The sequence below is a fragment of the Pseudomonas azotoformans genome (genome assembly GCF_900103345.1).
Classification (GTDB): domain Bacteria; phylum Pseudomonadota; class Gammaproteobacteria; order Pseudomonadales; family Pseudomonadaceae; genus Aquipseudomonas; species Aquipseudomonas azotoformans.
In genome coordinates, this window is the sequence record NZ_LT629702.1 from 3948715 (window position 1) to 3974266 (window position 25552).

The following is a 25552-nucleotide window of genomic DNA, read 5'->3' on the forward strand; positions in this document are numbered from 1 at the left end:
TCGTAAGCGTAAGCCGTGGCGACGGGCAAAGCCCCGTGTCGGATCAACACGGGGCTTTGCAGGTGCACACAATCAGTTGAACAGGCTGTAGAAGAATAGACGGATGCTATCCCACACGCGGCGGAAGATACCACCTTCGTCGACGGCGTCCAGGGCGATCAGGTCGGCGCTGTGCACCACCTTGTCGTCCAGCTTCACTTCGACTTTACCGATCACGTCGCCCTTGGCGATGGGCGCAACCAGTTGCGGGTTCATGGTCATGCTGGCAGCAAGCTTCTTCAACTGGCCTTTAGGCATGGTCAGGGTCAGGTCTTCAGCCAGGCCGGCCTTGACTTGGGAGGTAGCGCCCTTCCACACCGGCGCGGTCGCCAGTTCAGCACCTTTCTGGTAGAAGGTCTGGGTTTCGAAGAAACGGAAACCGTAGGTCAGCAGCTTTTGCGTCTCGGCCGCACGGGCCTGTTCGCTGTTGGTGCCGAAGACTACGGCGATCAGGCGCTGGCCGTCACGGACAGCGGACGACACCATGCAGTAGCCGGCTTCTTCGGTGTGGCCGGTTTTCAGACCGTCGACGGTCTTGTCGCGCCACAGCAGCAGGTTGCGGTTAGGCTGCTTGATGTTGTTCCAGAAGAATTCCTTCTGGGAGTAGATCGCGTAGTGCACCGGGTCGACACGAATGATCGCGCGCGCCAGGATCGCCATGTCGTGAGCCGACGAGTAGTGCTCCGGGTTCGGCAGGCCGGTCGGGTTCATGAAGTGGCTGTTGGTCATGCCCAGGTCGGCCACGGTTTTGTTCATCATGTCGGCGAATGCATCTTCGCTGCCGGCAATATGCTCGGCCAGGGCGACGCTGGCGTCGTTACCGGACTGGATGATGATGCCGTGCAACAGGTCGCTCACAGTCACCTGCGAACCGACCTTGATGAACATCCGCGAACCGCCGGTACGCCAGGCGTTTTCGCTGACGGTGACCGGGTCGTTCTCGCCGATCTGGCCGCGACGGATTTCCAGGGTCGCGATGTAGGCGGTCATCAGTTTGGTCAGGCTGGCCGGTGGCAGGCGCTGGTCACCGTTGTTCTCGACCAGCACGTTGCCGCTGGCGGCATCCATGAGGACCCAGGCCTTGGCAGCCAGTTGCGGGGAAGCCGGCACCATTTCAACCGCCCAGGCGGCCGGGGTGATGATCAGCGAAAGAAGCAGGCACGTGCGTTTGGCTAAGGTGGTGATGTTCATCCGTCTCTCGAAATTGCTTATGGAAACTTGCCCTCGCGGGCAAAACTTATTCAGACAGCCCGCTACCAGACTGTCACGTGTTCGGTTGCCTGCTCACCCCTTGCCCCTGGGTTTTTATTGTTCAACGAGCCAACAACCAGGGTTCAAGCCCGCGCACGGGCCAGAACCATCAATTCTGTTTTATTCAGCGGTGACTACGCTGGGTTGCCCCAGGTTGGCCAGGCGCACGCTGTTCTGCACTTGCGCCACTTCGCTCGGCGAGCCGATCGGGCCCATGCGCACACGGTGCAACGTCTGCTGGTTACGCACGATGGAGCTGATGAACACCGGCGCGTTGACCATGCTGCTGAGCTTGGACCTTAACAGTTCTGCCGCATCCGGGTTGGCGAAAGCGCCCACCTGCAAGTATTGGCCACCGGCCAGCGAAGCACCCTGGGCAGCCTGCGGCACAGCCACGGTGTCCGGGGCGTGCTGTTGTGGCGGCGGCGTCCACTGCTCGAACTTGCCGGCCGATGCGGTGATTTGCGGTTGCGGGGTCTGCGGCTCGTTGAGCATCAATGGCGCCGGCTTGCCGCGCTGGGCCCAGTACTGCGCCGGGTCGATGCCTTCGACCTTGACCCGCGCGGTGCCGGTTTCGGCGTAGCCGAGTTTCTTCGCGGCGGCGTAGGACAGGTCGATGATGCGGTCCGAGTAAAACGGCCCACGGTCGTTGACGCGCAGGATCACCGTGCGGTTGTTGTCCAGGTTGGTCACCCGCACATAGCTCGGCAGCGGCAGGGTCTTGTGCGCCGCGCTCATGCCATACAAGTCATACACTTCGCCGTTGGCGGTGTTCTGGCCGTGGAACTTGGTGCCGTACCAGGACGCCGTGCCCGATTGCACGTAGGTCTTGGATTCCTGCAGCGGGAAATAGGTCTTGCCCAGCACGGTGTACGGGTTGGCCTTGTAGGCACCGGTGTGCAGGGTGGGCGTGGCGTCCGGGATCTTCGACACATCGACATCCCACCACGGCGCGCCGTCTTTGTGCGCACGGTTGATGTCCAGGCCCGGCTGGGAACGAACTGCGGTGCCCCCGGACTTCTGCACCGGACCGCGGCTGGTGGAGCAACTGACGACCAGCAGGGACAACGCGACGAACGCCACCAGCTTGAGCGGTTGATTGAACGGCGATGCCCGCATTACTTAGTGCCCCGTGCTTGGACCAGCATGTCTGACAGCTGATGCACGGCCATGGCGTACATCACACTGCGGTTATAACGCGTGATTGCGTAGAAATTCTTCAGGCCCATCCAGTATTCCGGGCCGTTTTCGCCCTCAAGGCGGAATGCCGTGACCGGCATCTCGTCAGGCAGCGCATTCTGACTCGACCAGCCCAGCGCCCGCAACTCCCCGACCGTCTTGGCCGGCTCGATGCCCTGGGTCAGGCCTTCATCGGCGCGCTCCCCACTGACATCGGCGCGGATCACCACCGGTTCGCCAGCGACCCAGCCATGGCGTTTGAAGTAGCTGGCTACGCTGCCGATGGCGTCGTCAGGGTTGCTCCAGATATTGATATGCCCGTCGCCGTCAAAATCCACTGCGTAGGCGCGGAAGCTGCTCGGCATGAACTGCGGCAAGCCCATCGCACCGGCGTAGGAGCCCTTGAGGGTCAACGGGTCGACCTGCTCTTCGCGGGCCAACAGCAGGAATTCGCGCAGTTCCTTGCGGAAGAACTCGGCGCGGGGCGGGTAATCGAAGCCCAGGGTCGACAAGGCGTCGATGACCCGGTAGCTGCCGGTATTGCGCCCGTAGAAGGTTTCAATGCCGATGATCGCAACGATGACCTGGGCCGGCACACCATATTCCTGCTCGGCCCGGGCCAGTACTGCCTCATGCTGGCGCCAGAAGTCCACCCCACGGGCTACGCGGGCGTCGGTGAGGAACATCGGGCGATATTCCTTCCACTGCTTCACACGTTCGGCGGGGCGCGAGATGGCGTCGAGGATCGCCTGCTTTTTCTGGGCTTCGCGGAACACGCCCATCAGCTGTTCACCGGCGAAACCATAGTCGCGGGTCATCTCACCGACAAATTCGGCGACCTGGGGTGAACCATCGTAGTCACCGGCCTGCGCCTCTTGCGTTGCGCCCAGCAGCCCAATCAGGCCCATCCAGGACGCGTGCCGAGTCGCCCAGCCGCGCATTACTTGCATTGACATCTTCACCTTATTCAAACCTGTGCGATCCATTTGCGATGCGTATGAATCGACATCAAAACCCCAAACGCTGACAGCAATGTCACCAGCGAAGTTCCGCCGTAGCTAATGAATGGCAACGGCACCCCAACCACCGGCAACAGGCCACTGACCATACCGATGTTGACGAAAACGTAAACAAAAAAAGTCATGGTCAGGGCGCCGGCGAGCAATTTGCCGAACAGCGTCTGCGCCTGCGCGGTGATCACCAGGCCACGACCAATCAATAGCAGATAGATCAGCAACAGCGCGCAAATGCCCACCAAGCCGAACTCCTCGCCCATCACCGCAATAATGAAGTCGGTGTGGCTCTCGGGCAAAAAGTCCAGATGCGACTGGGTGCCCAGTAACCAACCCTTACCAAATACGCCGCCGGAACCGATGGCGGCCTTCGACTGGATGATGTTCCAGCCGGTGCCCAGCGGATCGCTTTCCGGGTCGAGGAACGTGAGAATTCGCTGCTTCTGGTAGTCGTGCATAAAGAAGAACCACATGGCCACGGCCACCGGCACGGCGGCGGCGAGCACGCTGAGGATCCAGCGCCAGCGCAGGCCGCCCATGAACAGCACGAACGCACCGCCCGCCAGGATCAGCAGCGAGGTGCCGAGGTCGGGCTGGCGCACGATCAGGATGAACGGCACGCCAATCAGGATCAGGCTGATGCCCACGTGCTTGAGCTGCGGCGGCAAGGTGCGCTTGGACAGGTACCATGCGATGGTCGCCGGCATCAGGATCTTCATGAATTCCGACGGTTGGAAGCGAATCACCCCCGGAATGTTGATCCAGCGGGTCGCGCCCATGGCGTTGTGGCCCATCACGTCCACCACCACCAGCAGCAACACCCCGGCGACGTAGCCCAACGGCACCCAGCGCGCCATGAAGCGCGGCTCCAACTGGGCGATCACCACCATCGACAGCAGCCCCAGGCCGAACGACGACGCTTGCTTGATCAGCAGGTCCCAGTTCTTGCCGCTGGCCGAATACAGCACGAACAGGCTACCGGCCGCCAGGGTCAGCAGCAGGATCAGCAACGGGCCATCAATGTGCATGCGTTGCAGCAACGTCGCACGGCGACGCATCACATCCTCACTCGAGAGGATGCGGTCAAAATTACTCTTCACGGGCCGTAACCTCGGTGCTTGAAGGGGGGCCGCCGTATTCGGGCTTAAGCCTGCCGTCGTCGGCCAACAGCCAGGCGTCCATCACTTGGCGCACCACGGGCGCCGCGACGCCTGAGCCGGACTCGCCGTTCTCGACCATCACTGCCACCACGATCTTCGGGTCGTCCGCCGGGGCAAAGCCGACAAACAAGGCGTGGTCGCGGTGGCGCTCCTGGACCTTGGAGCGGTCGTATTTTTCGCCCTGCTTGATCGCCACCACCTGGGCGGTACCGCTCTTGCCGGCAATGCGGTACTGCGCGCCGATGGCCGCCTTGCGTGCGGTGCCACGGGCGCCGTGCATCACTTGCTGCATGCCGTGGTTGACCTTGGTCCAGTCGGACGGATCGCGCAGCACGATGTCGGGGATCGGGTTTTCATCCAGAGGTTTCTCGCCCTCGATGGTCTTGGCCAGGTGTGGACGGTTCCAGATGCCTTTGTTGGCGACCAACGCCGTGGCCTGCGCCAGTTGCAGCGGCGTGGCCTGCATGTAGCCCTGACCGATACCGAGGATCAGGGTTTCGCCTGGGAACCACGCCTGGCGGCGGGTGGCGCGCTTCCACTCCCGCGATGGCATCAGGCCGGGGGATTCCTCGAACATATCCAGGGAGACTTTCTGGCCGAGACCGAACTTGCCCATATAGGCGGATAGGCGATCGATCCCGAGCTTGTGGGCCAGGTCGTAAAAATAGGTGTCGTTGGAGCGCATGATCGCGGTGTCCAGGTCGACATAGCCGTCACCGGTGCGGTTCCAGTTACGGTATTTGTGATCGTAGTTGGGCAGCATGTAATAGCCCGGGTCGAACACACGGCTGGAGGCCGTGACCACGCCTGCGTCCAGTCCGGCAATCGCCACCGCCGGCTTGATGGTCGAACCCGGAGGATACAGGCCGCGCAACACGCGGTTGAACAGCGGGCGGTCGATGGAATCACGCAACTCGGCGTAGGCCTTGAAGCTGATCCCGGTCACAAACAGGTTGGGGTCGAAACTCGGCTGGCTGACCATCGCCAGAACTTCGCCGGTAGTCGGGTCCAGCGCAACCACCGCGCCGCGCCGCCCGCCCAGGGCCATCTCCGCGGCTTCCTGCAGCTTGATGTCCAGGCTCAGCACGATGTCCTTGCCCGGCACCGGGTCGGTACGCTTGAGCACCCGCAGCACGCGGCCACGGGCGTTGGTCTCGACTTCCTCGTAACCCACCTGACCGTGCAACTCGGGCTCGTAGAAACGCTCGATGCCGGTCTTGCCGATATGGTGGGTGCCGCTGTAATTCACCGGATCGAGGGTTTTCAGCTCTTTCTCGTTGATCCGCCCCATGTAGCCAACGGAGTGGGCAAAGTGCGGCCCTTGCGGGTAATGCCGCACCAACTGCGCCACCACTTCCACACCCGGCAGACGGAACTGGTTCACCGCGATCCGCGCGATCTGCTCTTCGGTCAGCTCGAACAGGATCGGCACCGGCTCGAAAGGCCGGCGCCCCTGCTTCATGCGTTTCTCGAAGATCACCCGGTCTTCCGGCGTCAGCTGCAGCACCTCGACGATCACATCGAGGATATGCTGCCAGTCGCCGGAGCGCTCGCGGGTCATGCTCAGGCTGAAGCTGGGCCGGTTGTCCGCCACCACCACGCCATTACGGTCGAAAATCAGCCCACGGGTCGGCGGGATCGGCTGCACATGCACCCGGTTGTTTTCCGACAGCGTGGAGTGATAGTCGTACTGGATCACCTGCAGGAAATACAGGCGGGCGATCAGCACACCCAACAACGCCACCACCATGATTGCGCCAAACACCACGCGTGCGCGTACGAGACGTGCGTCTTTCTCGTGGTCCTTGATGCGGATCGGTTGGGTCATCGGGAGGGGCGCAGATTATTTGTGGTAAGGGTGCCCGGACAGGACTGTCCAGGCGCGATACAGCTGTTCACCAATCAGGATCCTTACCAACGGGTGCGGCAGCGTCAACGCCGACAGCGACCAGCGCTGGTCCGCCCGCGCGCAGACTTCCGGCGCCAGCCCTTCGGGGCCACCGACCATGAAGTTGACCGTACGCGAGTCCAGGCGCCAGCGATCCAGCTCCACCGCCAGTTGCTCGGTGCTCCAGGGCTTGCCGTGCACTTCGAGGGTGACGATGCGCTCGTTGGGGCCGACCTTGGCCAACATGGCTTCGCCTTCCTGACGGATAAAGCGCGCCACATCGGCATTCTTGCCCCGGGTATTGAGCGGTATCTCTACCAGTTCCAGCGACAGCTCGGCGGGCAGACGCTTGGCATACTCGTGCCAGCCTTCTTCCACCCACTTGGGCATGCGTGAACCGACAGCAATCAGACGCAGGCGCACAGCCGTTCCTTATTCCTGGTCTTTGTTCAGCTTGTCGAAGTGCGCGTGGCCCACTTCCGGGCTGTGGTGCTTGCCATCGGCGGCACGGCTCTGCTCGGCGCCTTTCCACAGACGCTCCAGGTCGTAGAACTGGCGGGCGTTAGAGGTCATCATGTGAACGATCACATCGTCCATGTCCAGCAGCACCCAGTCGCTGTCGCCCTTGCCTTCTTCACCCAGCGGCTTCACGCCTTGGGCTTTGACGGCTTCACGGACTTTATCGAGCATCGCGCCGATCTGACGGTTCGAGGTACCGGTGGCGATGATCATGAAGTCGGTGATGCTTTGCTTGTCGCGCACGTCCAGCACCTGGATGTCCTGGGCTTTAACGTCTTCCAGGGCAGCCACCGCGACCTTTACCAGCTCTTCGCCGGCCAGTTCCGGGCCTACGTGGGCTTCAACCGGCAATGGCGCGCTTTTGAAGGTGCCTTTGCGCTTAACTTTGCTTACGTCTTTGTTCGTCATATAAAACTCGTTTTGCTCGTATGTTCGGGCGCTTGCTGCACGAATTTTCGTGCGTTCAAGCGCGCCTTTTCAGTTCGACGCACGGTAAAGCCCGTGCGCATCGATGTAGGCCAGGACCGCGTCAGGCACCAGGAAACGTACCGACTTCCCGCTGGCCAGCAGTTGACGGATCTGGGTGGCGGACACCGCAAGCGGGGTCTGCCAGACGAATGCAATATTCCCGTTCGGCCCGGTCAGGGCCAAGGGGTCACTTACCGACCGCGCGGCCAGCAGGTTGCGCAAGGCATCCGGCGGTTCGCTGTCGGCATCCGGGCGTTGCAGAACCAGGATGTGGCAATGCTGGAGGAGTTCCTCCCAGCGATGCCAAGAGGGCAGGCCGCAAAAAGCGTCCCAGCCCAGAAGCAAAAACAACTGGTCATCCGCGGCCAACTCGGCACGTATCAGTTCCAGAGTGTCAACAGTGTAGGACGGTTTATCGCGCTTGAGTTCGCGGTCGTCCACCACCAGCGGCGTTATGCCTTCCACCGCCAGGCGCACCATCTCAAGGCGTTGCTGCGGCGACACCTGAGGCGTATCGCGATGGGGCGGGCGCGCGTTGGGCATCACGCGCAGCTCGTCCAGCGCGAGGGCATCCGCGACTTCCAGGGCACTGCGCAAATGGCCGATGTGCACGGGGTCGAAGGTACCGCCGAGCAGCCCGATGCGTTTACCCATCAAGTGCGCACATGACCGTCGCCGAACACCACGTACTTCTCGCTGGTCAGGCCTTCCAGCCCGACCGGGCCGCGGGCGTGGAGCTTGTCGGTGGAAATCCCGATCTCCGCGCCCAGGCCGTATTCGAAGCCGTCGGCAAAGCGCGTCGAGGCGTTGATCATCACCGAAGCGGAATCCACTTCGTTGAGGAAGCGCCGCGCATCGCTGAAATGCTCGGAGACGATGGCATCGGTGTGCTTGGAACCGTAGGTGTTGATGTGTTCGATAGCCTCGTCGAGGTCATCGACGATCTTGATCGACAGGATCGGCGCGGTGTATTCGGTGTACCAGTCCAGCTCGGTCGCCTCGATCACGTCCGCGCCCAGCAGCGCACGGGTGCGCTCGCAACCGCGCAATTCAACGCCCTTGTCGCGGTAGATGGCAGCCAGCGGCGGCAGCACGCGCTCGGCAATGCCGACGTGCACCAGCAGGGTTTCCATGGTGTTGCACGGGGCGTAGCGGTGGGTCTTGGCGTTGTCGGCGATGCGGATCGCCTTGTCGATGTCGGCGGCGATGTCGATGTACACGTGGCACACGCCGTCCAGGTGCTTGATCACAGGCACCTTGGCATCGCGGCTGACGCGTTCGATCAGGCTCTTGCCACCGCGCGGAACGATCACGTCGACGAATTCCGGCATGGTGATCAGCGCGCCCACGGCGGCGCGGTCGGTGGTTTCCACCACTTGCACCACTTCGGCGGGCAACTCGGCCACGGCCAGGCCCTGCTGGATGCAGGCCGCGATGGCACGGTTGGAATTGATCGCCTCGGAGCCGCCGCGCAGGATGGTGGCGTTGCCGGACTTGAGGCACAGGCTCGCGGCGTCGATGGTCACGTTCGGACGCGACTCATAAATGATGCCGATCACGCCCAGGGGCACGCGCATCTTGCCGACCTGGATGCCGGACGGCAGGTAACGCATGTCGCGGATTTCACCGATGGGGTCAGGCAGCTTGGCCACCTGACGCAGGCCTTCGATCATGTCGTCGATACGTGTCGGGGTCAGGGCCAGGCGGTCCAGCAGGGCCGGCTCCAGGCCATTGGCGCGGCCGTTGGCCAGGTCCAGTTCGTTGGCGGCGCTGAGCTCGGAGCGCGAAGCATCCAGAGCATCGGCGGCGGCCAGCAGGGCACGGTTCTTCTGCGCGGTGCTCGCACGGGCGATCAACCGCGAGGCCTGACGGGCAGCGCGACCCAGGCGGGTCATGTAGTCAAGAACGGACTCAGTCATGGTCAGGGAGTCTTGGCAGGGAGGAAAGCGGCAGATTATAGCTGTGACGCCGCCCGACTGACAGCGGTGAGGGGCGGATGGTCGAAATGAACTGTAAAAACCTGGGGTTCAGCAGTAATTAAGGCGGGAGTTGTTATGATTCCGTCACATTTTGCCGTATTTACCCTGACCGCCATGCCCAGTTCATCGCCCCGACTCCCCGCCAGCGCCCTGCCCGACTGCTTCTTCGACCGTGACGCGCAAACACTTGCGCGGGAACTGCTCGGAAAAGTCATCCGCCATCGCGTCGGCGAAACCTGGCTTTCGGCGCGAATTATCGAAACCGAAGCTTATTACGTGGCGGAAAAAGGCAGTCACGCCTCATTGGGCTACACAGAAAAGCGTAAGGCTTTGTTTCTGGATGGCGGGCATATCTACATGTACTACGCCCGCGGTGGCGATTCGCTGAACTTCAGCGCCCATGGGCCAGGCAATGCCGTGTTGATCAAATCAGCCTATCCATGGGTCGATGAATTATCCGGCCCGGCGAGCCTGGCGCAGATGTTGTTGAATAACCCGAACCCCGACGGCAGCCCCCGCGCCTCGCAAAAGCTGTGCGCCGGCCAGACCCTGCTGTGCAAAGCCCTGGGGCTGAAAGTTCCGATGTGGGACGCCAAGCGCTTCGATCAGGAACGGCTCTACGTGGAGGATGTGGGGCAGACCCCGGCCCAGATCATCCAGACCACCCGCCTGGGTATCCCCAGCGGACGTGATGAACACCTGATGTACCGCTTCGTCGATGCTGGTTATGCGCCTTATTGCACGCGGAACCCGCTGCGCCGGGGCCAGGTCGAAGGCCGGGATTATTTATGGGTTTGAGCCAATGGAACATTGAAGTCTGCATTGACGCAGAACCAATGTGGGAGCGGGCTTGCTCGCGAATGCGGTGTGTCAGTCAATGCATGCATTGCTGACACACCGCATTCGCGAGCAAGCCCGCTCCCACAGTTGATCTTCACTGTCTCAAGTTATGTATTTCAATAATGGAGTTGAGTGTATGGGCCAATGGCTCGATAGCATTACCGGCTGGTTGACCCTGAACCCCGAATGGCTGGCGGTCGCGGTGTTTATTGTCGCCTGTGTGGAATGCCTGGCCATCGCCGGGCTGATCGTGCCAGGCACGGTATTGTTGTTTGCCATTGCCGCCCTCGCCGGCAGCGGCGCGCTGTCACTGAGCGAAACCCTGTTGCTGGGTTTCCTCGGCGGCTTGCTGGGCGACGGGGTTTCCTACTACCTGGGGCGACATTTCCATCAGAACATCCGGCGTTTGCCCGGCTTGCGTCATCACCCTGAGTGGATGAACGGCGCCGAAACCTACTTCCACAAGTACGGCATTGCCAGCCTGCTGGTCGGGCGCTTCATCGGCCCCCTGCGGCCCATGTTGCCGATGGTGGCCGGGATGTGCGACATGCCCTTCCCGCGCTTCGCGGCGGTGAGCATCGTGGCGGCGGCGGGCTGGTCGGTGGCGTACCTGCTGCCAGGCTGGGCAACCGGCGCGGCGTTCCGCCTGCCATTGCCGGAGGGTTTCTGGCCTGAAGCGGGGGTGGTAGCCGCCTGTATCGCGGTGGTGGTGGGCCTGAGCTTGAACAGCAGCCTGCGCGGCCATCGTCGTGCCACCCTATGGATCGGTTGCGCCAGCCTGACGATGTTGATCGCCTTGTTTATCGGCTACCCCCATCTCAACGATTTTGACCAGGGCCTGAGCGCCCTGGTGCAGGAACACCGCAGCCCCTGGCTGGACGAAGTAATGGTGCGCATCACCCAACTGGGCGAGTTCAAGAAGATGTTCGTCGCCAGTGCCGTGTTTACCGGCTTGCTGCTAGTGGCTCGGCAATGGCGCCATGCGCTGTTTGTCGGCGCGACTCTCGCCGGGGCGGCTGTAATCAACACCGGAACCAAGCTGTTTTTTGCCCGTGGCCGCCCGGAAATCCTCACAGACCCGCTGACCAGTTTCAGTATGCCCAGCGGCCATGCATCCGGCGCATTTGCGTTCTTCCTGGCCCTGGCGGTCCTGGCCGGGCGCGGGCAACCCATCCGGTTGCGCCTGACCTGGATGCTGCTGGGCTGTATTCCCGCCGCGTTCATCGCGTTGTCGCGGGTCTACCTCGGCGCGCATTGGCCCACGGACATCCTGGCCGGCACGCTGCTGGCGATGACGGTGTGTGCGTTCAGCCTGGGTGTCAGCCAGTACCGCAGCCCACTGCCGGCCATGCCGCAAAAAGCCTGGTGGCTGTTGCTGCCGGCGTTGGTGGCGGTGCTCAGCTTTATCGCCCTCACCGGCACGCCCCACGCCCTGCTGCGTTATGCCTATTGAGTGAACAGCTCGCCCTGCAACTCATCGAGCAGCATCTGGATCGCATCCAGGCGCTGCTGCGGATCATCGAGTTGCAACAGGTCGATCTTGTCGGCCTCGGTGAAGGGCAGCAGATACGCCAGCTGATTGCCCAAGGCTTGCTGCCCGTCGGCGTGGGCGTCCATGTCCAGCGAGGCCACCATCGGGTGCTCGGCCAAGGCCTGGAGTAACGCCAGCAGGTCAGCGTCCTCTTCTTCCAGCGGTTGGTCCGGCAGTTCTTCGAGCCACTGCACGTCGGCCACCAGCAGTTGGTCTTTCTGCACGCCGGCGTCGCGCACCCGGAACCGGCGACCACCTTCGACACGAATCCCCAGCAGGCCATTGTCCTGCTGCTTGAAGTCGCGGATCAGTGCCTCGCACCCAATCAACGCGTAACCGTCCGGGGCCAGGCCCACTTCCTTGCCGTCGAGGATGCACACCACGCCGAAGCTTTCGCCCTTTTTCATGCAGCGGGCAATCATGTCCAGGTAGCGCGCCTCGAACAGTTGCAGGTCGAGAGTGCAGCCTGGGAACAGCACGGTATTGAGCGGGAACAGCGCCAGACTCATAAAGGTTTCCTTAAACCCGGTTTAAACGATCACCGACACAGCCAGCGGCAGGAACACTGCCGTGGCCACGCCCATCAGACTCATGGCCAGCGCCGCAAAGGCGCCGCACTCTTCGCTTTCCTGCAACGCCACCGAGGTGCCGACCGCGTGGGCGGTCATGCCCAGGGCCATGCCTCGCGCCTCAGGGCTGTGCACGCCGAGCCGCGACAGGTAGGCCGGGCCGATCATCGCGCCGATCACCCCGGTGATCAGCACAAACACCGCCGCCAATGCCGCCACACCGCCGATCTGCTCGGCCACCAGCATGGCGATCGGTGAGGTCACCGACTTGGGCGCCATGGTCATCAACATCCTATGTTCGGCGCCAAACCACCAGCCCAGCAGTACGCAAAGGCCGGTGGCCAACACCCCGCCTATCACCAGCGTAGTAAAAATCGGCCAGAACAATTGGCGAATACGCCGCAGGTTCAAATAGAGCGGCACCGCCAGGGCCACCGTCGCCGGGCCCAGCAGGATGCCCATGATCTCGGTGCTCTTGCGGTACTCGGCGTAGCTCAGGCCACAGCTGATCAGCACGCCGATCACCAGTAGCATGGACACCAGTACCGGTTGCAGGAAGATCCAGCGGGTTTTCTCGAAACCGGCCAGTACCAGTTGATAGGCACCGAGGGTGATGCCAATGCCGAACAACGGGTGATGGATCACCGCCATCCAGGCGCCCTGCCAGTCGACGGTCATTGGTCCTTCTCCTTGCGCTTGACCATCTGCTGCATCAACACGCCGACAAAGCCCATGGCAATCACCAGCGATAACACCAGCGCGCCGACGATGGCCCAGAAGTCCGCAGCGATGTCCTTGGCGTAAACCATCACGCCCACCGCCGGCGGCACCAGCAGCAACGGCAGGTAACGCAAAAGGCTGCTGGCGGCCAGGCTCAATGGCTCGCCGACTTCGCCGCGCCAGACCAGAAAGCCCAGCATCAGCAGCAGCCCGATGATCGGCCCCGGCAGCACCGGCACCAGCAAATGATTGATCGCGGTGCCGATCAGTTGAAACAGCACCAGCCAGGTCAGGCCCCGTAACAGCATCCGTTCTTCCCCCTCGAAACTCGCCCGCATTATAAGCATGCCCGCCCTATGCATCGGCATTCGCCAAAAGCATGGTGGGTTGACCGGGCCGATTGGCCATGATGATCTACATTGGTTCTCTGTAGCCCATAAAAAACACGCCCTGCAGGGCGGCAAAAATGATGAACCAAGGAGAGACGCAATGCCCTATGTACCCGTAGCGCAGCTCAAAGACTATGTCGGCAAGGAACTGGGACGTTCCGAATGGCTCACCATCGACCAGGCGCGCATCAACCTGTTCGCCGAGGCCACGGGCGATCATCAGTTCATCCATGTCGACCCGGTCAAGGCCGCGCAAACCCCGTTCGGCAGCACCATTGCCCACGGTTTCCTGTCGTTGTCACTGATGCCCAAGCTGATGGAAGACATCCTGATCATGCCCGAAGGCCTGAAGATGGCGGTCAACTATGGGCTGGACAGCGTGCGCTTCATCCAGCCGGTGAAGGTCAATTCCAAGGTGCGCCTGAACGTGACCCTGACCGATGTCACCGAGAAAAAGCCAGGCCAGTGGCTGTTCAAAGCCACCGCCACCCTGGAAATCGAAGGCCAGGAAAAACCGGCTTACATTGCCGAGTCGTTGTCCCTCTGCTTCGTGTAAGACCGCGCCTGTGGTGAGGAAATAAACCTCACCACAGGGTATGTAAATTTATGTATGAAACTCGCAGCTGCGGCATACTCGGCGCTCAATTATCCGGATCCCGCTATGCGCCCACTCGCTCCCCTCGCCCTTGCCCTGTTGCTCACCGCTTGCGGAGACGGCGAATCGCTGTTGCCGCCCGATGCGCGCCTGCCCGATGGCGGCCGCTACCGGGGCGATGTGGTCGATGGCTTGCTGCAGGGCCAGGGCCGTGTGGACTACCCCAACGGCAGCTGGTACGCCGGGCAGTTCGACAAGGGCCAGTGGCACGGCCAGGGCGAATGGCATGGCAGCAACGGCGAGGTCTATAAAGGCCGGTTCCAGCAAGGCCTGTTCGATGGCCAGGGCAGCCTGACCACGGCGGGCAGCCACTATGTCGGTGGTTTCAAGAACGGACGACGCAATGGCGAAGGCACCCTCAAAGAGGGGCAAATGACCTACCGCGGCGAATTCAAGGACGACCAGTATTCCGGCCTCGGTCGCCTGGAACTGGCGGACGGCAGCCAGTACCAGGGCCAGTTCGCCCACGGCAAACCGAATGGCGAAGGCCAGCGCAACGACGACAGCGGCAACCAGTTCAGCGGCCACTTCGTCGATGGCCAGCTGGAAGGCAATGGCACCTTCAACAGCGCCGATGGCGACATCTATGTTGGCCAGTTCAAGCAGAACCAGCTCAACGGCAAGGGCCGCTACGAGAATGCCGACGGCGACGTGTGGATCGGCCAGTTCAAGGAAGGCGCGCTCAGCGGCAAGGGCGAGTTGATCGGTGTAGACGGCAGCCACTACGTCGGCCAGTTCGCTGATTGGCGCTTTACCGGCGAAGGCCGCCTGAACCTCACCGATGGCAGCTTCTATATCGGCGGTTTCGACAGCGACAGCTATCAAGGCAAAGGCACCCTGGTGCTCACCGATGGCACCGTGCAGGCCGGCACCTGGGTCAATGGCATGCGCGTACGTGATGCCGACGGCAAACTGCTGCCCGACCCATTGGAAATTGGCGTGCTGGCCCAAGGCCGCCTGCTGGATGCTGCCCTCGCCGCCGTGCCTGCCTCCACCCCCGCCGTGGAGCTGTACACCCTGGCCGTGGCCGGCGACGGTAAACAAAGTGTGTTCCTGCGCGAAGCCGATTATGTCAGCAACATGCTCGCCACCCGCTTCGGCGCACGCGGGCAGATTCGCCTGGTCAACCACCGCGATCACATCACCGATCGCCCCCTGGCCACCCGCGAAAGCTTGCGCCGCGCCGTGCAAACCCTGGCCGAACGCACTGGCCCGGAAGACCTGGTGTTCATCTACATGACCAGCCACGGTACTCACGAACACGAACTGGTGCTGGACCAACCGCGCATGGAGCTGGCCGACCTGCCAGCCGATGAGCTGGCCGCCGTGCTGGCGCCACTGAAGAACCGCGACAAGATCGTGGTGATTTCGGCCTGCTACTCCGGCGGCTTCATCCCCGCCTTGAAGGATGAGCACACGCTGATCATGACCGCCTCCCGGGCAGACCGCGTGTCCTTCGGCTGCTCCGAGGAAGCCGACTTCACCTACTTCGGCGACGCCCTCTTCGCCCAAGCCCTCAACCAGACCGACGACTTGCAGCAAGCCTTCAAGCTGGCGCAACTGCATGTGGCCGAACGCGAACAGGCGGACAACTTCGAAGCCTCCGAACCGCAGATCTGGGCCCCGAAGGGTGTGATCGCCCATTGGCAACTATTACGCAAACAGCAGGCACGAAAGGCGCTGGAAAGCGTCTCAATGGATAGCAAGGAAGCCAAAGGCAACTAAGCTGTAACGTGTAACAAGGGGGAAACACCATGTACCTGACGCCTCAGCATATCTTGCTCGCCGGAGCCACAGGCCTTACTGGCGAACACCTGCTCGACCGCCTGCTCAACGAACCCACCGTGACCCGCGTGCTCGCACCCAGCCGCAAGCCGCTGGCCGAACACCCTCACCTGGAAAACCCGGTAGGCGACCCGGCGGTGTTCTTGCCGCAACTGAGCGGCCGCGTCGATATCGCTTTCTGCTGCCTGGGCACCACCATCAAACAAGCCGGCTCCGAAGCCGCCTTTCGCGCGGTTGACCTGGACATGGTCGTGGCCTTCGCCAAGCGCGCGCGGGAAATGGGCGCGCGGCACCTGATCGTGATCAGCGCAATTGGCGCCGACCCGAAATCCTCGGTGTTCTACAACCGGGTCAAGGGGGAAATGGAGCAAGCCTTGAGGGCGCAGGACTGGCCACAACTGACCATCGTGCGGCCATCGTTGTTGCTGGGGGAGCGCTTGGAACCGCGCCTGGCGGAGCAACTGGCCGGGCCGCTGTCGCGATTGATTCCGGGCAAATACCGTGGCATCGAAGTGTGCGAACTGGCCCGCGCCATGTGGCGCCTGGCGCTGGAAGAACAGGATGGGGTGCGGGTGGTGGAGTCGGACGAGTTGCGCAAGCTAGGCAAGTAGTTTTGTGGTGAACGGAAGGGCGTCATCGCAGGCAAGCCAGCTCCCACATGTGGAATGCGTTCCCTGTGGGAGCCGGGCTTGCCCGCGATGAGGCCAGCACAGCCACTTGTCATTTAAAGACCACCCGTAGCGTTGAAGCCAACCCCAAGTACCGTCAACACCGACAGCGGCAACAACAAGGTATCGAGCAACGCACTCGCCGGCAGATCCACCCCAGGATAACCCGGCGCCTCGGCACCAAACCTGTCCTTGGCGCAGCAGCCGCCATTCATTGCATACAAATCCAACCGCGTGCCGGCATACACCACCGGTGCGCCCGGTTGCGCCGCGTCCAACGTCCGTGCGGTGGCACAGCCCGTCAGTTGCAGCGCCAGCAGGACCAACAGTGCCTTATTCATCGCTGCTCAAATGGTGCTCGCCCCAACGTGGCAGCATGTCCTGGGGAATGTTCAACAGGTTGAGAATGCGCGCCACCACAAAGTCCACCAGATCATCGATGGTCTGCGGCTGGTGATAGAAACCCGGAGAGGCCGGCAGAATGGTCACGCCCATGTTCGACAACTTGAGCATATGCTCCAGGTGAATACTGGAGTAAGGCGCCTCACGGGGTACCAAGATCAACTGGCGGCGCTCTTTCAAGGTCACGTCCGCCGCCCGTTCGATCAGGTTGTTACAGGCCCCCGTGGCAATCGCCGACAAAGTGCCCGTGGAACACGGCACCACCACCATCGCCGCCGGCGCACCGGAGCCGGACGCCACCGGCGACATCCAGTCTTCTTTACCGTAGACCTTGATCTGCCCCGCCGCCGCACCGGTGTATTCGGTGAGAAATGCCTGCATGGTCTGCACCTTGGGTGGCAGCGCCACGTCGGTCTCGGTGGCCATCACCAACTGCGCGGCCTTGGAGATCAGGAAGTGCACCTCGCGGTCTTCACGCACCAGGCAATCGAGCAGGCGAAGACCATAGGGCGCACCGGATGCGCCGGTCATCGCCAGGGTGACGCGCTCAGGGCCGCTCATTTCAACGCCTCGGCCAGTTTGCCATGCAGGCCGCCAAAGCCACCGTTGCTCATGACCACCACATGGGTGCCTGGCTTAGCCTGGTGTTTGACGTGTTCGATGATGTCTTCGATGGAGTCGCAGACGATGGACGGTACGGTGCACAAGGCGGCAATCGCCGGCAGGTCCCAGCCGAGGTTGGCCGGTGCGTACCAGACCACCTGGTCGGCGTCGTTGACACTTTCCGGCAGGCCGTCGCGGTGCGCGCCAAGCTTCATCGAGTTGGAGCGCGGCTCGACAATCGCGATGATCGGCGCATCGCCAACCCGCTTGCGCAGCCCATCCAGGGTGGTGGCAATCGCCGTGGGGTGGTGGGCAAAGTCGTCGTAGATGGTAATCCCATTCACATCGGCGACTTTTTCCATACGCCGCTTCACACTCTTGAATGCACTCAGCGCGGCAATGCCCATGGACGGCACCACACCTACATGCCGCGCAGCCGCCAGGGTCACCAAAGCGTTGGCAACGTTATGCTGGCCGGTCATGTCCCACTCGACGATGCCCTGGGCTTCACCTTCGAACAGCACTTCAAAGCGCGAACCGTCTTCACTGAGTAACTTGACCTGCCACTGCCCGCCCGTGCCGGTGGTTTGCACCGGGGTCCAGCAACCCATCTCGATTACGCGCTGCAAGGCCGGCTCGGTGGTCGGGTGGATCACCAGGCCTTCGCTGGGAATGGTCCGCACCAAGTGGTGGAACTGGCGCTCGATGGCCGCGAGGTCAGGGAAGATGTCGGCGTGATCGAACTCGAGGTTGTTCAAGATCGCGGTGCGTGGGCGGTAGTGAACGAACTTGGAGCGTTTGTCGAAGAACGCGCTGTCGTATTCATCCGCCTCGATCACGAAGAACGGCGTGTCGCCCAGGCGGGCCGACACCGAGAAGTTCTGCGGCACGCCACCGATCAGGAAACCCGGGCTCATGCCCGCGTGCTCCAGCACCCAGGCCAGCATGCTACTGGTGGTGGTCTTGCCGTGGGTGCCGGCGACTGCCAATACCCAACGGCCTTGCAATACATGGTCGGCCAGCCACTGCGGGCCAGACACATAAGGCAAACCTTTATTAAGGACGTATTCGACCGCCGGGTTGCCACGGGACATGGCATTGCCGATCACCACGAGGTCCGGGACCGGGTCGAATTGCGCCGGGTCGTAGCCTTGGGTCAGCTCGATACCCTGGGCCTCGAGTTGCGTACTCATGGGCGGATAGACGTTGGCGTCGGAGCCGGTGACGTGATGGCCCAGTTCTTTGGCCAGAACCGCCATCGAGCCCATGAATGTGCCGCAAATACCGAGAATATGAATGTGCATAGTCGACCTCGTAAAACATCGAGGCAGGTTAGCGCAGGGACGGGGAAATCGCACTCTTTAGGTGAGCCGCCCACGCTATGCGGCGGCTTGCGTATGCCGTGTCGACACCTGCGTCAGCGCGTCACGTATGGCAGCTATTTTTTTCTCAATTGTGTTCAGTCGATCCGCAACGTCCCCGTTGCCTTGACTGACGGAGTCTTCGTGTTTGTACGGCTTGAAGAAAACCTCATAAGCCTGTGCAAGATCAATGGTGAGTTCCTCAAGCAACTCCACGAAAGCCTCCAACTGATCGACGGCCTGCAGCGGTTCGCTGGACCATTCCGGGATGTCCACCACAACACCCGGCATCAATTGCAACAACAACTTACCCAACTCACTGGCGCCCTGCGTTGCAGCGTCGACGCGAGCGCGAAGGGCAGGGTCAACGGGTTCAACTGCCGGGCCCAGGTCTGCAACTTCTACGTCGCCGGGGTTAATACCGCCGCCAGGAGCAGCAGGACGCTCATAGTGGTTTTGAAGAGCTTTTTGCACCTCAATGACAGCTGCCACAATGCCAGCATCGGTCACCGCTTCCATTGCCCAGCGCTTGACCTGACCGACAAAAGCGGAAGCAGAGGACTGGACAAAGTCCTTCAATGGCGCACCGTATGGCGTTTGGGTCACAGGGTCGAAGGCATACCATTTTCCGTTGCGCTCCACGGCAACGACGGGAACCGCATCGCTATTAGCGCCCAACGGCCTGTAGAGGCCTTCGGCAATCCCGTCTTTGTTGCCTGGTTGGGGAAGATCAAAACTGCGGCCACGCCCGCCAAGACGGCTGATTTTTTTAAAGCCGGCCTTACCCAGTTTAAATACACCACGGCCCACGTCATAAATACCTGCTAGAGGGTTAAGCGCTTTCACGCCGGCCTTGCCAAAACCCTTGATGAAATTCAGCGTCGTGCCCAATCCGGCTCTAACACCCTGCTTGACGCCTTGGACCCCGCCTTTTAACCCCGGAATAAAAAAGCCAAACACATCCAGCACTAAATTGAAAAAGCCTTCAGCGGGCCTGCCATTAATAAAACTTTCAACCGCACTGTAGAAAGGAATCAGGCTTAAAAAGAACGCCTTGACGGCCTGTGAACGCGCGCTTTCCCGCTCTTGCTCTGTGCTGCCATTGGCCGTTGCTTTCGCCTCATCCAAACCTCGCGTGAAATAAGCACCGACAGCGACTGACAGTTCATCGGTTTTAGACGAAAAAAAAGTCGTCGGCGGGGCGGGATGCTCTCCGGGTATACCGGCCTCCAACGATTTGGAGGGATAGATACGATAGGCGGAAAAGTCCACCGGGTCGTTTTTCGGCGATGTACTACCGACTGCCTGCCACAGGATAGTAACCGGTGGTGCTTTACCGCCCGGCGAATCAGGCAGCGACATGGAGAAGTACAAACGAGAGCCTGGAAACTGCAGGCCGGGCCTGGAAGGGTCGGCATCCTTGATGATTCGGCCCTGCGCGGGTGAATACAAATAATGACAAACCTTCCCATCACGTTCAGCCCTGATAAGTACCGCGCCGCTGCCTATATACGCTTGAATTTTATGATCGGCGCTGACGGGGCCCTGATTGACACCGGGCGTCTGGAGAGAGAATGTCGTGACCTTGCCGTATTCAATCAGCCGCCGATCTTCGAGCGGGAGCAATGAGAGTTGATACTTAAACTGCGCGGCAAAACCGTCCTTGAGCCCTTGGATGTATTTGTCGAAGCTTTCATCAAACTGCTGTTTGATATTTGGTAACTTCTGAAAACCCAAATTCACTTTCACGGTATTGAAGTCAGGGTCGCTGGAGATCCAGAAGTGCTTACCCAGATCACCTGACATGTAAATATCCAGCAGCGAATAGGCTTTTCGGCCGGGCGACCCCGGCGGGACATCCGCCAGCAGCTTCTGCTCAAAAAAAGCTTCATTTTCGACGCCATACACGCGCCTCAGCTCAACGAGCGCCAACTCTCGCCGGGTTGGCATCGCCGTGGACAGCGCATCAACGGAATCAGCCAAGGTTTTATACTGTGCTTGCATGGCCTTCAATGCGCTTTCGACTTCCTCGGGGGTGTACGCATCATCGCTTTTTTCAACAATAATGCCGTTGGCAATACCCCAGTCGATAACGGCCGTCATCTGAGCGAGTTGTTGCTGAAGCTTTTCAAGCTCAGAAACAGGCGCTCTCTCATCGAGTTCCATGATCTGCGCATAGGTTTTCGCATGCGTTGATCCCGGGTGACTCGCCTCTTGCCGAGCCACCGCTGCACTGAAGGAGGCCCATTGGTGGGAACCATACACCAGCGCCGAGGGCAGCTCCTTTACGAGAAACTCGGGGGCAGACACCGACAACAGTTGAAAGGCGATGATTTTGGCATTGGCTTCGCCGAACCGAGTGGCCAGATGCTCTTCAAAACGCGTGACAATTTGCGCAGCGCTGTAGCCCCAATTATCTGGCTGACGCAACGAGTACCCTGCCAGATTATTACGCTCCAGGCCTCCTGCCGAATCCACATCCAACAATAGCGCGCTAAGCAGTACTTCCTGCAGGCTGGTAGCCGTGGGTACTGCGTCGATGCTGTCCTGGAGCAACCTGGCCAACGCCATGCCTTCTGGAGAATCGAGAATGGCGTTAAGGATTTTTTCAGGTTCACCCTTACCAGACCGTAAGGGTTCAGGAAGGGTAAGCCGCAAGAGTTCGACAAGGCTCGGCATACCGCTGGCTTCATCAGTTTTTGCTTTCGGTTGAGCGGTTTTCCAAGTGGCAACTACCTGGCGTAATTTGGCTTGGGCGTCAGCCGCCAAAGGGACTTCTTTGGTGAGTAGCCCACCATAATCAGCCGTTTGTGGAGACTCGGCACTGCGTCGATATCGTGAGGGGGGGAAAGTTATGGATTTATCTGGAGGAGTTGCACCGTTAAATTTGTTATCTATCGGCGAATCGGTTTGAGGATAAAGCGGTATAGAACGTGATGAATCCAGATAGTTGGAAATCATGGCGACATTCTCGAAAGCTATTGCGCACGACGGGGCAATCTTTCATAAAAGCCTGTCACAGAGACTCCATTCAGCGCCAGGCTTACTCCCAATGACCGTCTACTAAACCTTCCCTATCGACGTTGTAAAATCAACATTCACTGCAAAAGCCAACAACGATATTTTGCGCAGACCCGCTCACTCTTTACTCGCGCGCTTTTCCAATTTCAGCAAGATATCAGCCTGTGCCTTACTCACCTTGGCTATTCGTTCTTCGAGTGTATTCATGCGACTTTCCAGTCCTTCAACACCACCGGCAGCGGGTTCAGCAGCCAGATGAGGTTTGAAGAAAACTTCATATTGATCGGCAACATCCTTCGTATGTTGCTCAGCGAAGTCCAACAGGTTTTCAAGTTGGCTCATGCGCTCCAGCGGATCTTTCGACCAGTTTTGATCCGGCAAAAAACCCGTTTCGGTATCCCCAAACTTGAGCACCATCGACTGATTGGCCACCGTGAACGCAAGCACCTGAGCCTCATTCATTCTCGAATAGAGATTATTGAGGTCAGTGGCCACTGGCGCCTCTGGACGCTCGACCACAGACTTACCGCTGGGCGTCGGCGGAATCATGGGTTGAGGTAGATAGGACGCCTTGATTTGTTCAGAAGCGGCCGTAGACCCGGCATATGCCCCAATGTTAATTGGCGCGGACACTATCCCTGTTATCCCGGCACTGATCGCCGCATCGCGCGCGACATGCGCCACAGATGGCGACGATGGAATCACACCAGACTTGACCATTTTTTCGGCATTCATCATCCGGGTCGTGGCTTTTCCGCAATCGTCATTTTAGGCGTAGCAGCGGGCGCAGGGACTTTGTTCTTCCAATCGATGATCTGTTGGTTGATTTTGGGCGGAAGCGTTTGCACATGAGGCTCGTTATTGCCCTTGACGGCGCTGGCCTGATCCCTTGCTACCTTGCCGTTCTTATCGAGCGGCCTTCCAGTGCGATCAATCAGAAAGCCTTCTCGATTGACGCGCTTTCCATCCCTATCCACCAAGTGCCCCTCAGCGCTGACCAAGCGACCCGAGTGATCGATCAAGCGGCCCTGGGGGTCGACGAGCTGATTTTTCTCATTGACAAGCTTGCCTTGGGCATTTATCAAATGCCCCTTTTCATTGATCAGGCGGCCCTTGTTATCGACGGCTTGACCGTTATTATTAACCCGTTGTCCATGTTCGTTGATCCGCTGGTTATTCGAATTAATCAGATGGCCTTGTTTATTAATCGCCTGCCCTTTGTCATTGAGCAACTGACCTTGCTTATTGACCAGCCGCCCTTCCTTATTATAATAACTGCCTGAAGGCGCGTAATGCGGAACCGCTTTAGACGGCCCCGGCAGAGGTTTAGATACATTAACCGCGGGTGGTTTGATTGTCGGCATATAGCCACCTCATCATGAACGGATATTAAATCCAACAGCGAAACCTTATGGCTTCTGTTCATTACGTGGTCACCGGTAAAAAAACAGTTCCCTCCGGCCTGCACCCATCACTGCCTATTAGATAAAGCGCCCCACCCGAATCTAAAGACTGCCATAAAAACTTCAGAGCACGCTCACATTAACTAGATACCGCCGCACGCCGTTGAATTTTATATTTGCGCAACTTCCTATAAAGAGTATTACGACTTATTCCCAGCGCTTGCGCCGTGCACGTCATATGCCAGTGCTGTTGCTCCAATGCCGTCAGCAACGTCTGGCGCTCGGCATTATCGAGGAGTGACTCGTTGGCGTGTTGAACAGGGGTGTATTGCACCATACCGGGCAGATCCAACATCCCTATCCACCCGTCATCGCTGAGTGCCACCAGTGTGCGCAATACCGTGCGCAACTGACGGACATTGCCCGGCCAGGCGAAGGCCAGCAATGCCTCGCGCGCTGCGGGCTCCACACTGACCGATTGCTCACCGGCCTCCTCCCTCAGCAGGAAGTCCAGCAATTGCGACTTGTCACTGCGTTCACGTAACGCCGGCAAGCCAATTTCCAGGCCGTTAAGCCGGTAATACAGGTCTTCGCGGAAGCTGCCGGCCCGCACGCGCTCACACAGGTTTCGGTGCGTGGCGCTGATAATCCGGACATCCACGGCTTGAGGCTCGCCGCCGATGGGGACCACTAGGCGATCCTCCAGCACCCTTAAAAGACGGGTCTGCAAAGCCAGTGGCATATCACCGATTTCGTCAAGGAAGAGTGTGCCACCGTCGGCCTGTTGGAGCTTGCCGCGCATGCCATCCTTGAGGGCACCGGTGAAACTGCCCCCACGATAGCCGAATAGCTCGCTTTCAATCAGGCTTTCCGGAATGGCCGCGCAATTGAGCGCTACAAACGCTTTACCGGCGCGCTGACTGGCGTGGTGCACAGCCTTGGCGAAGGCTTCTTTACCGGAGCCGGTCTCGCCATTGATGAGCAGTGGCACATCACGCTCAAATACCCGCAGCGCTTTGCGAAAATCATCTTGCATCGCCGAATCGCCCAGGCAAATGCTGGGCAGCCGTGAAGGCTCAGGCTTGGCGATGGGGGCTGACGCGCTGCGCGCTTGCCCACGCAAAGCGGCGAACAGATGCCGGCCATCCCGCGTGCGCAAGGGCCAACTGGCCGTGGCATTCGCGCTGGCGCGGCCGAGCAATTGATCCAGGGAGCAATCGAAAAATGCCTCTACTGGCTGCCCCAACAACCCGTCACGCCGTTGCCCCAACAGGTTCAACGCACTCTGGTTGACCGCACAGATGCGCCCTTCCCCATCAAACGCCAGCAACCCTTCGCTGAACAACCCCACCGACTCCGCCTGCAGATGAAAACGCAGCAGCCAATGGTTTTCGAAATGACGCAGGAAGTAACAACTCTCGATCATCTTCGCCGACAGATTGACCAGCGCCATGGTGTGGAACTGGCTCTGACGCGACGCCGCTTCCCGTGCGGATGACACATCCAGCACAGCCAGCAGATCGCCATGGGGATCGAACACCGGGCTCGCCGAACAGGTCAGCCCGGTATGGCGGCCACGGAAGTGTTCGTCACGATGAATGGTCAGGGATTGGCGCTCCACCAGGCAGGTGCCGATGCCATTGGTGCCTTCGCACGCTTCGCTCCAATCGGCACCGAGCCACAGCCCGGCGCGCTCGAAGATCTTGCGCTCGGATGGCGCGGTGACACAGTTGAGGATCACGCCCCGCGCATCGGTCAGCAGCACCGCATGCCCGGCGCCGGACAGCTGCTGATGCAGGCTGTTCATCTCGCTGCCGGCGATGTGCAGCACCTGTTGCAGACGCTCGCGGCTTTCCAGCAAACGGCCGTGCTCAAGCACGGTGGGGGCGATGGTTTGCGCAGGGTCGAGGTGGTAGTCCTCCAGGCAACGCAGCCAGGAGCGGGCGATGGAGGGATCGCTGGACGGATCGCGGCCATGCGCCACAGTGAGCACTTGCTGGGCATGGCGACTGAAATGATCGTTGTGCATTTCTTATTATTCTCCCTGCGTCAGAACCCCCAGCATCCCCCAGCCATCCAGGCAATGCAATCCCGGGCCGACCCGCCGGT

At 60.4% G+C, this 25552-nt stretch carries 24 protein-coding genes; 5 read left to right on the forward strand and 19 right to left on the reverse strand.

Features of this window, described 5'->3' with window-relative positions:
- Positions 1–72 precede the first annotated feature (72 nt).
- The 9 genes from BLR69_RS17785 to BLR69_RS17825 form a co-directional block, all read right to left on the reverse strand.
- Positions 73–1230, reverse strand: a complete 1158-nt coding sequence (locus BLR69_RS17785; RefSeq protein WP_058427771.1) for a D-alanyl-D-alanine carboxypeptidase family protein — start codon at positions 1228–1230, stop codon at positions 73–75.
- Positions 1231–1410: 180 nt separating this feature from the next.
- Positions 1411–2409, reverse strand: a complete 999-nt coding sequence (locus BLR69_RS17790; protein WP_071493672.1) for a septal ring lytic transglycosylase RlpA family protein — start codon at positions 2407–2409, stop codon at positions 1411–1413.
- Positions 2409–3419, reverse strand: coding sequence for a lytic murein transglycosylase B (gene mltB, locus BLR69_RS17795; protein ID WP_071493673.1), 1011 nt, complete (start codon positions 3417–3419; stop codon positions 2409–2411). Before mltB ends, BLR69_RS17790 begins: the two co-directional genes overlap by 1 nt.
- A 17-nt stretch (positions 3420–3436) precedes the next feature.
- A complete protein-coding gene (rodA, locus tag BLR69_RS17800; RefSeq protein ID WP_042570827.1) occupies positions 3437–4540 on the reverse strand; it encodes a rod shape-determining protein RodA in 1104 nt (367 codons plus the stop codon).
- A 31-nt stretch (positions 4541–4571) separates the two neighbouring features.
- Positions 4572–6470: a penicillin-binding protein 2 gene (gene mrdA, locus BLR69_RS17805; protein ID WP_071493674.1), complete on the reverse strand. Its 1899-nt coding sequence runs from the start codon at positions 6468–6470 to the stop codon at positions 4572–4574.
- Between the two features lie 15 nt (positions 6471–6485).
- Positions 6486–6953, reverse strand: a complete 468-nt coding sequence (gene rlmH, locus BLR69_RS17810) for a 23S rRNA (pseudouridine(1915)-N(3))-methyltransferase RlmH (protein ID WP_003176297.1) — start codon at positions 6951–6953, stop codon at positions 6486–6488.
- A gap of 9 nt (positions 6954–6962) precedes the next feature.
- Positions 6963–7457 (reverse strand): ribosome silencing factor, encoded by a 495-nt coding sequence (rsfS, locus tag BLR69_RS17815; protein ID WP_003176298.1) that lies wholly within the window; start codon positions 7455–7457, stop codon positions 6963–6965.
- Positions 7458–7526: 69 nt separating this feature from the next.
- Positions 7527–8171: a nicotinate-nucleotide adenylyltransferase gene (gene nadD, locus BLR69_RS17820; RefSeq protein ID WP_071493675.1), complete on the reverse strand. Its 645-nt coding sequence runs from the start codon at positions 8169–8171 to the stop codon at positions 7527–7529.
- Entirely contained in the window at positions 8171–9436 is a 1266-nt protein-coding gene (locus tag BLR69_RS17825; protein WP_071493676.1) for a glutamate-5-semialdehyde dehydrogenase, read from the reverse strand. The genes nadD and BLR69_RS17825 overlap by 1 nt, the downstream gene beginning before the upstream one ends.
- Positions 9437–9610: 174 nt before the next feature.
- On the opposite strand from BLR69_RS17825, the gene BLR69_RS17830 reads away from it, so the two are divergent.
- Complete coding sequence (locus BLR69_RS17830) at positions 9611–10294, forward strand: DNA-3-methyladenine glycosylase (RefSeq protein ID WP_071493742.1); 684 nt, start codon at positions 9611–9613, stop codon at positions 10292–10294.
- Between the two features lie 178 nt (positions 10295–10472).
- Positions 10473–11789, forward strand: a complete 1317-nt coding sequence (locus BLR69_RS17835; RefSeq protein ID WP_071493677.1) for a bifunctional DedA family/phosphatase PAP2 family protein — start codon at positions 10473–10475, stop codon at positions 11787–11789.
- Here BLR69_RS17835 and BLR69_RS17840 read toward each other — a convergent pair.
- From BLR69_RS17840 to BLR69_RS17850, 3 genes are read right to left on the reverse strand one after another with little or no spacing between them, the layout of a single operon-like run.
- Positions 11783–12376, reverse strand: coding sequence for an LON peptidase substrate-binding domain-containing protein (locus BLR69_RS17840; protein ID WP_071493678.1), 594 nt, complete (start codon positions 12374–12376; stop codon positions 11783–11785). The two genes, BLR69_RS17835 and BLR69_RS17840, sit on opposite strands and share 7 nt — an antisense overlap.
- Positions 12377–12397: 21 nt before the next feature.
- Positions 12398–13114 (reverse strand): LrgB family protein, encoded by a 717-nt coding sequence (locus tag BLR69_RS17845; protein ID WP_071493679.1) that lies wholly within the window; start codon positions 13112–13114, stop codon positions 12398–12400.
- Positions 13111–13464 (reverse strand): CidA/LrgA family protein, encoded by a 354-nt coding sequence (locus tag BLR69_RS17850; RefSeq protein WP_058427780.1) that lies wholly within the window; start codon positions 13462–13464, stop codon positions 13111–13113. The genes BLR69_RS17845 and BLR69_RS17850 overlap by 4 nt, the downstream gene beginning before the upstream one ends.
- Before the next feature lie 181 nt (positions 13465–13645).
- On the opposite strand from BLR69_RS17850, the gene BLR69_RS17855 reads away from it, so the two are divergent.
- From BLR69_RS17855 to BLR69_RS17865, 3 genes are all read left to right on the forward strand, one after another.
- A complete protein-coding gene (locus BLR69_RS17855) occupies positions 13646–14101 on the forward strand; it encodes a MaoC family dehydratase (RefSeq protein ID WP_003194496.1) in 456 nt (151 codons plus the stop codon).
- A 105-nt stretch (positions 14102–14206) separates the two neighbouring features.
- Complete coding sequence (locus BLR69_RS17860; RefSeq protein WP_071493680.1) at positions 14207–15925, forward strand: C13 family peptidase; 1719 nt, start codon at positions 14207–14209, stop codon at positions 15923–15925.
- Positions 15926–15954: 29 nt separating this feature from the next.
- Entirely contained in the window at positions 15955–16596 is a 642-nt protein-coding gene (locus tag BLR69_RS17865; RefSeq protein ID WP_058427782.1) for an oxidoreductase, read from the forward strand.
- A gap of 113 nt (positions 16597–16709) precedes the next feature.
- On the opposite strand, the gene BLR69_RS17870 is transcribed toward BLR69_RS17865, so the two are convergent.
- From BLR69_RS17870 to BLR69_RS17900, 7 genes are all read right to left on the reverse strand, one after another.
- Entirely contained in the window at positions 16710–16994 is a 285-nt protein-coding gene (locus BLR69_RS17870) for a YceK/YidQ family lipoprotein (protein WP_071493681.1), read from the reverse strand.
- Positions 16987–17616 carry a flavin prenyltransferase UbiX gene (ubiX, locus tag BLR69_RS17875; protein ID WP_028618086.1) on the reverse strand — a complete coding sequence of 210 codons (630 nt, stop codon included), beginning with the start codon at positions 17614–17616 and terminating at the stop codon, positions 16987–16989. The genes BLR69_RS17870 and ubiX overlap by 8 nt, the downstream gene beginning before the upstream one ends.
- Positions 17613–18962, reverse strand: a complete 1350-nt coding sequence (gene mpl, locus BLR69_RS17880; RefSeq protein WP_071493682.1) for a UDP-N-acetylmuramate:L-alanyl-gamma-D-glutamyl-meso-diaminopimelate ligase — start codon at positions 18960–18962, stop codon at positions 17613–17615. The genes ubiX and mpl overlap by 4 nt, the downstream gene beginning before the upstream one ends.
- Before the next feature lie 75 nt (positions 18963–19037).
- The gene (locus BLR69_RS17885) at positions 19038–21980 is read right to left on the reverse strand and encodes a hypothetical protein (RefSeq protein WP_134434998.1); all 2943 of its coding nucleotides are present in this window, start codon (positions 21978–21980) and stop codon (positions 19038–19040) included.
- A 177-nt stretch (positions 21981–22157) separates the two neighbouring features.
- Positions 22158–22775, reverse strand: coding sequence for a hypothetical protein (locus tag BLR69_RS17890; protein ID WP_134434999.1), 618 nt, complete (start codon positions 22773–22775; stop codon positions 22158–22160).
- Positions 22775–23404 (reverse strand): hypothetical protein, encoded by a 630-nt coding sequence (locus BLR69_RS30800; RefSeq protein WP_134435000.1) that lies wholly within the window; start codon positions 23402–23404, stop codon positions 22775–22777. The genes BLR69_RS17890 and BLR69_RS30800 overlap by 1 nt, the downstream gene beginning before the upstream one ends.
- Before the next feature lie 178 nt (positions 23405–23582).
- Entirely contained in the window at positions 23583–25472 is a 1890-nt protein-coding gene (locus BLR69_RS17900) for a sigma-54-dependent Fis family transcriptional regulator (RefSeq protein ID WP_071493686.1), read from the reverse strand.
- Positions 25473–25552: the final 80 nt, after the last annotated feature.

Coding starts and splice junctions, on each gene's coding strand:
- BLR69_RS17890 (WP_134434999.1), bottom strand. CDS start 22,775: ATGAATGCCGAAAAAATGGTCAAGTCTGGTGTGATTCCATCGTCGCCA.
- BLR69_RS17790 (WP_071493672.1), bottom strand. CDS start 2,409: ATGCGGGCATCGCCGTTCAATCAACCGCTCAAGCTGGTGGCGTTCGTC.
- BLR69_RS17850 (WP_058427780.1), bottom strand. CDS start 13,464: ATGCTGTTACGGGGCCTGACCTGGCTGGTGCTGTTTCAACTGATCGGC.
- BLR69_RS17835 (WP_071493677.1), top strand. CDS start 10,473: ATGGGCCAATGGCTCGATAGCATTACCGGCTGGTTGACCCTGAACCCC.
- BLR69_RS17900 (WP_071493686.1), bottom strand. CDS start 25,472: ATGCACAACGATCATTTCAGTCGCCATGCCCAGCAAGTGCTCACTGTG.
- rsfS (WP_003176298.1), bottom strand. CDS start 7,457: ATGACGAACAAAGACGTAAGCAAAGTTAAGCGCAAAGGCACCTTCAAA.
- BLR69_RS17785 (WP_058427771.1), bottom strand. CDS start 1,230: ATGAACATCACCACCTTAGCCAAACGCACGTGCCTGCTTCTTTCGCTG.
- mpl (WP_071493682.1), bottom strand. CDS start 18,962: ATGCACATTCATATTCTCGGTATTTGCGGCACATTCATGGGCTCGATG.
- BLR69_RS17830 (WP_071493742.1), top strand. CDS start 9,611: ATGCCCAGTTCATCGCCCCGACTCCCCGCCAGCGCCCTGCCCGACTGC.
- mrdA (WP_071493674.1), bottom strand. CDS start 6,470: ATGACCCAACCGATCCGCATCAAGGACCACGAGAAAGACGCACGTCTC.
- BLR69_RS17855 (WP_003194496.1), top strand. CDS start 13,646: ATGCCCTATGTACCCGTAGCGCAGCTCAAAGACTATGTCGGCAAGGAA.
- ubiX (WP_028618086.1), bottom strand. CDS start 17,616: ATGAGCGGCCCTGAGCGCGTCACCCTGGCGATGACCGGCGCATCCGGT.
- BLR69_RS17845 (WP_071493679.1), bottom strand. CDS start 13,114: ATGACCGTCGACTGGCAGGGCGCCTGGATGGCGGTGATCCATCACCCG.
- rodA (WP_042570827.1), bottom strand. CDS start 4,540: ATGCGTCGCCGTGCGACGTTGCTGCAACGCATGCACATTGATGGCCCG.
- BLR69_RS17860 (WP_071493680.1), top strand. CDS start 14,207: ATGCGCCCACTCGCTCCCCTCGCCCTTGCCCTGTTGCTCACCGCTTGC.
- BLR69_RS30800 (WP_134435000.1), bottom strand. CDS start 23,404: ATGCCGACAATCAAACCACCCGCGGTTAATGTATCTAAACCTCTGCCG.
- mltB (WP_071493673.1), bottom strand. CDS start 3,419: ATGCAAGTAATGCGCGGCTGGGCGACTCGGCACGCGTCCTGGATGGGC.
- nadD (WP_071493675.1), bottom strand. CDS start 8,171: ATGGGTAAACGCATCGGGCTGCTCGGCGGTACCTTCGACCCCGTGCAC.
- BLR69_RS17840 (WP_071493678.1), bottom strand. CDS start 12,376: ATGAGTCTGGCGCTGTTCCCGCTCAATACCGTGCTGTTCCCAGGCTGC.
- BLR69_RS17870 (WP_071493681.1), bottom strand. CDS start 16,994: ATGAATAAGGCACTGTTGGTCCTGCTGGCGCTGCAACTGACGGGCTGT.
- BLR69_RS17865 (WP_058427782.1), top strand. CDS start 15,955: ATGTACCTGACGCCTCAGCATATCTTGCTCGCCGGAGCCACAGGCCTT.
- BLR69_RS17825 (WP_071493676.1), bottom strand. CDS start 9,436: ATGACTGAGTCCGTTCTTGACTACATGACCCGCCTGGGTCGCGCTGCC.
- BLR69_RS17885 (WP_134434998.1), bottom strand. CDS start 21,980: ATGATTTCCAACTATCTGGATTCATCACGTTCTATACCGCTTTATCCT.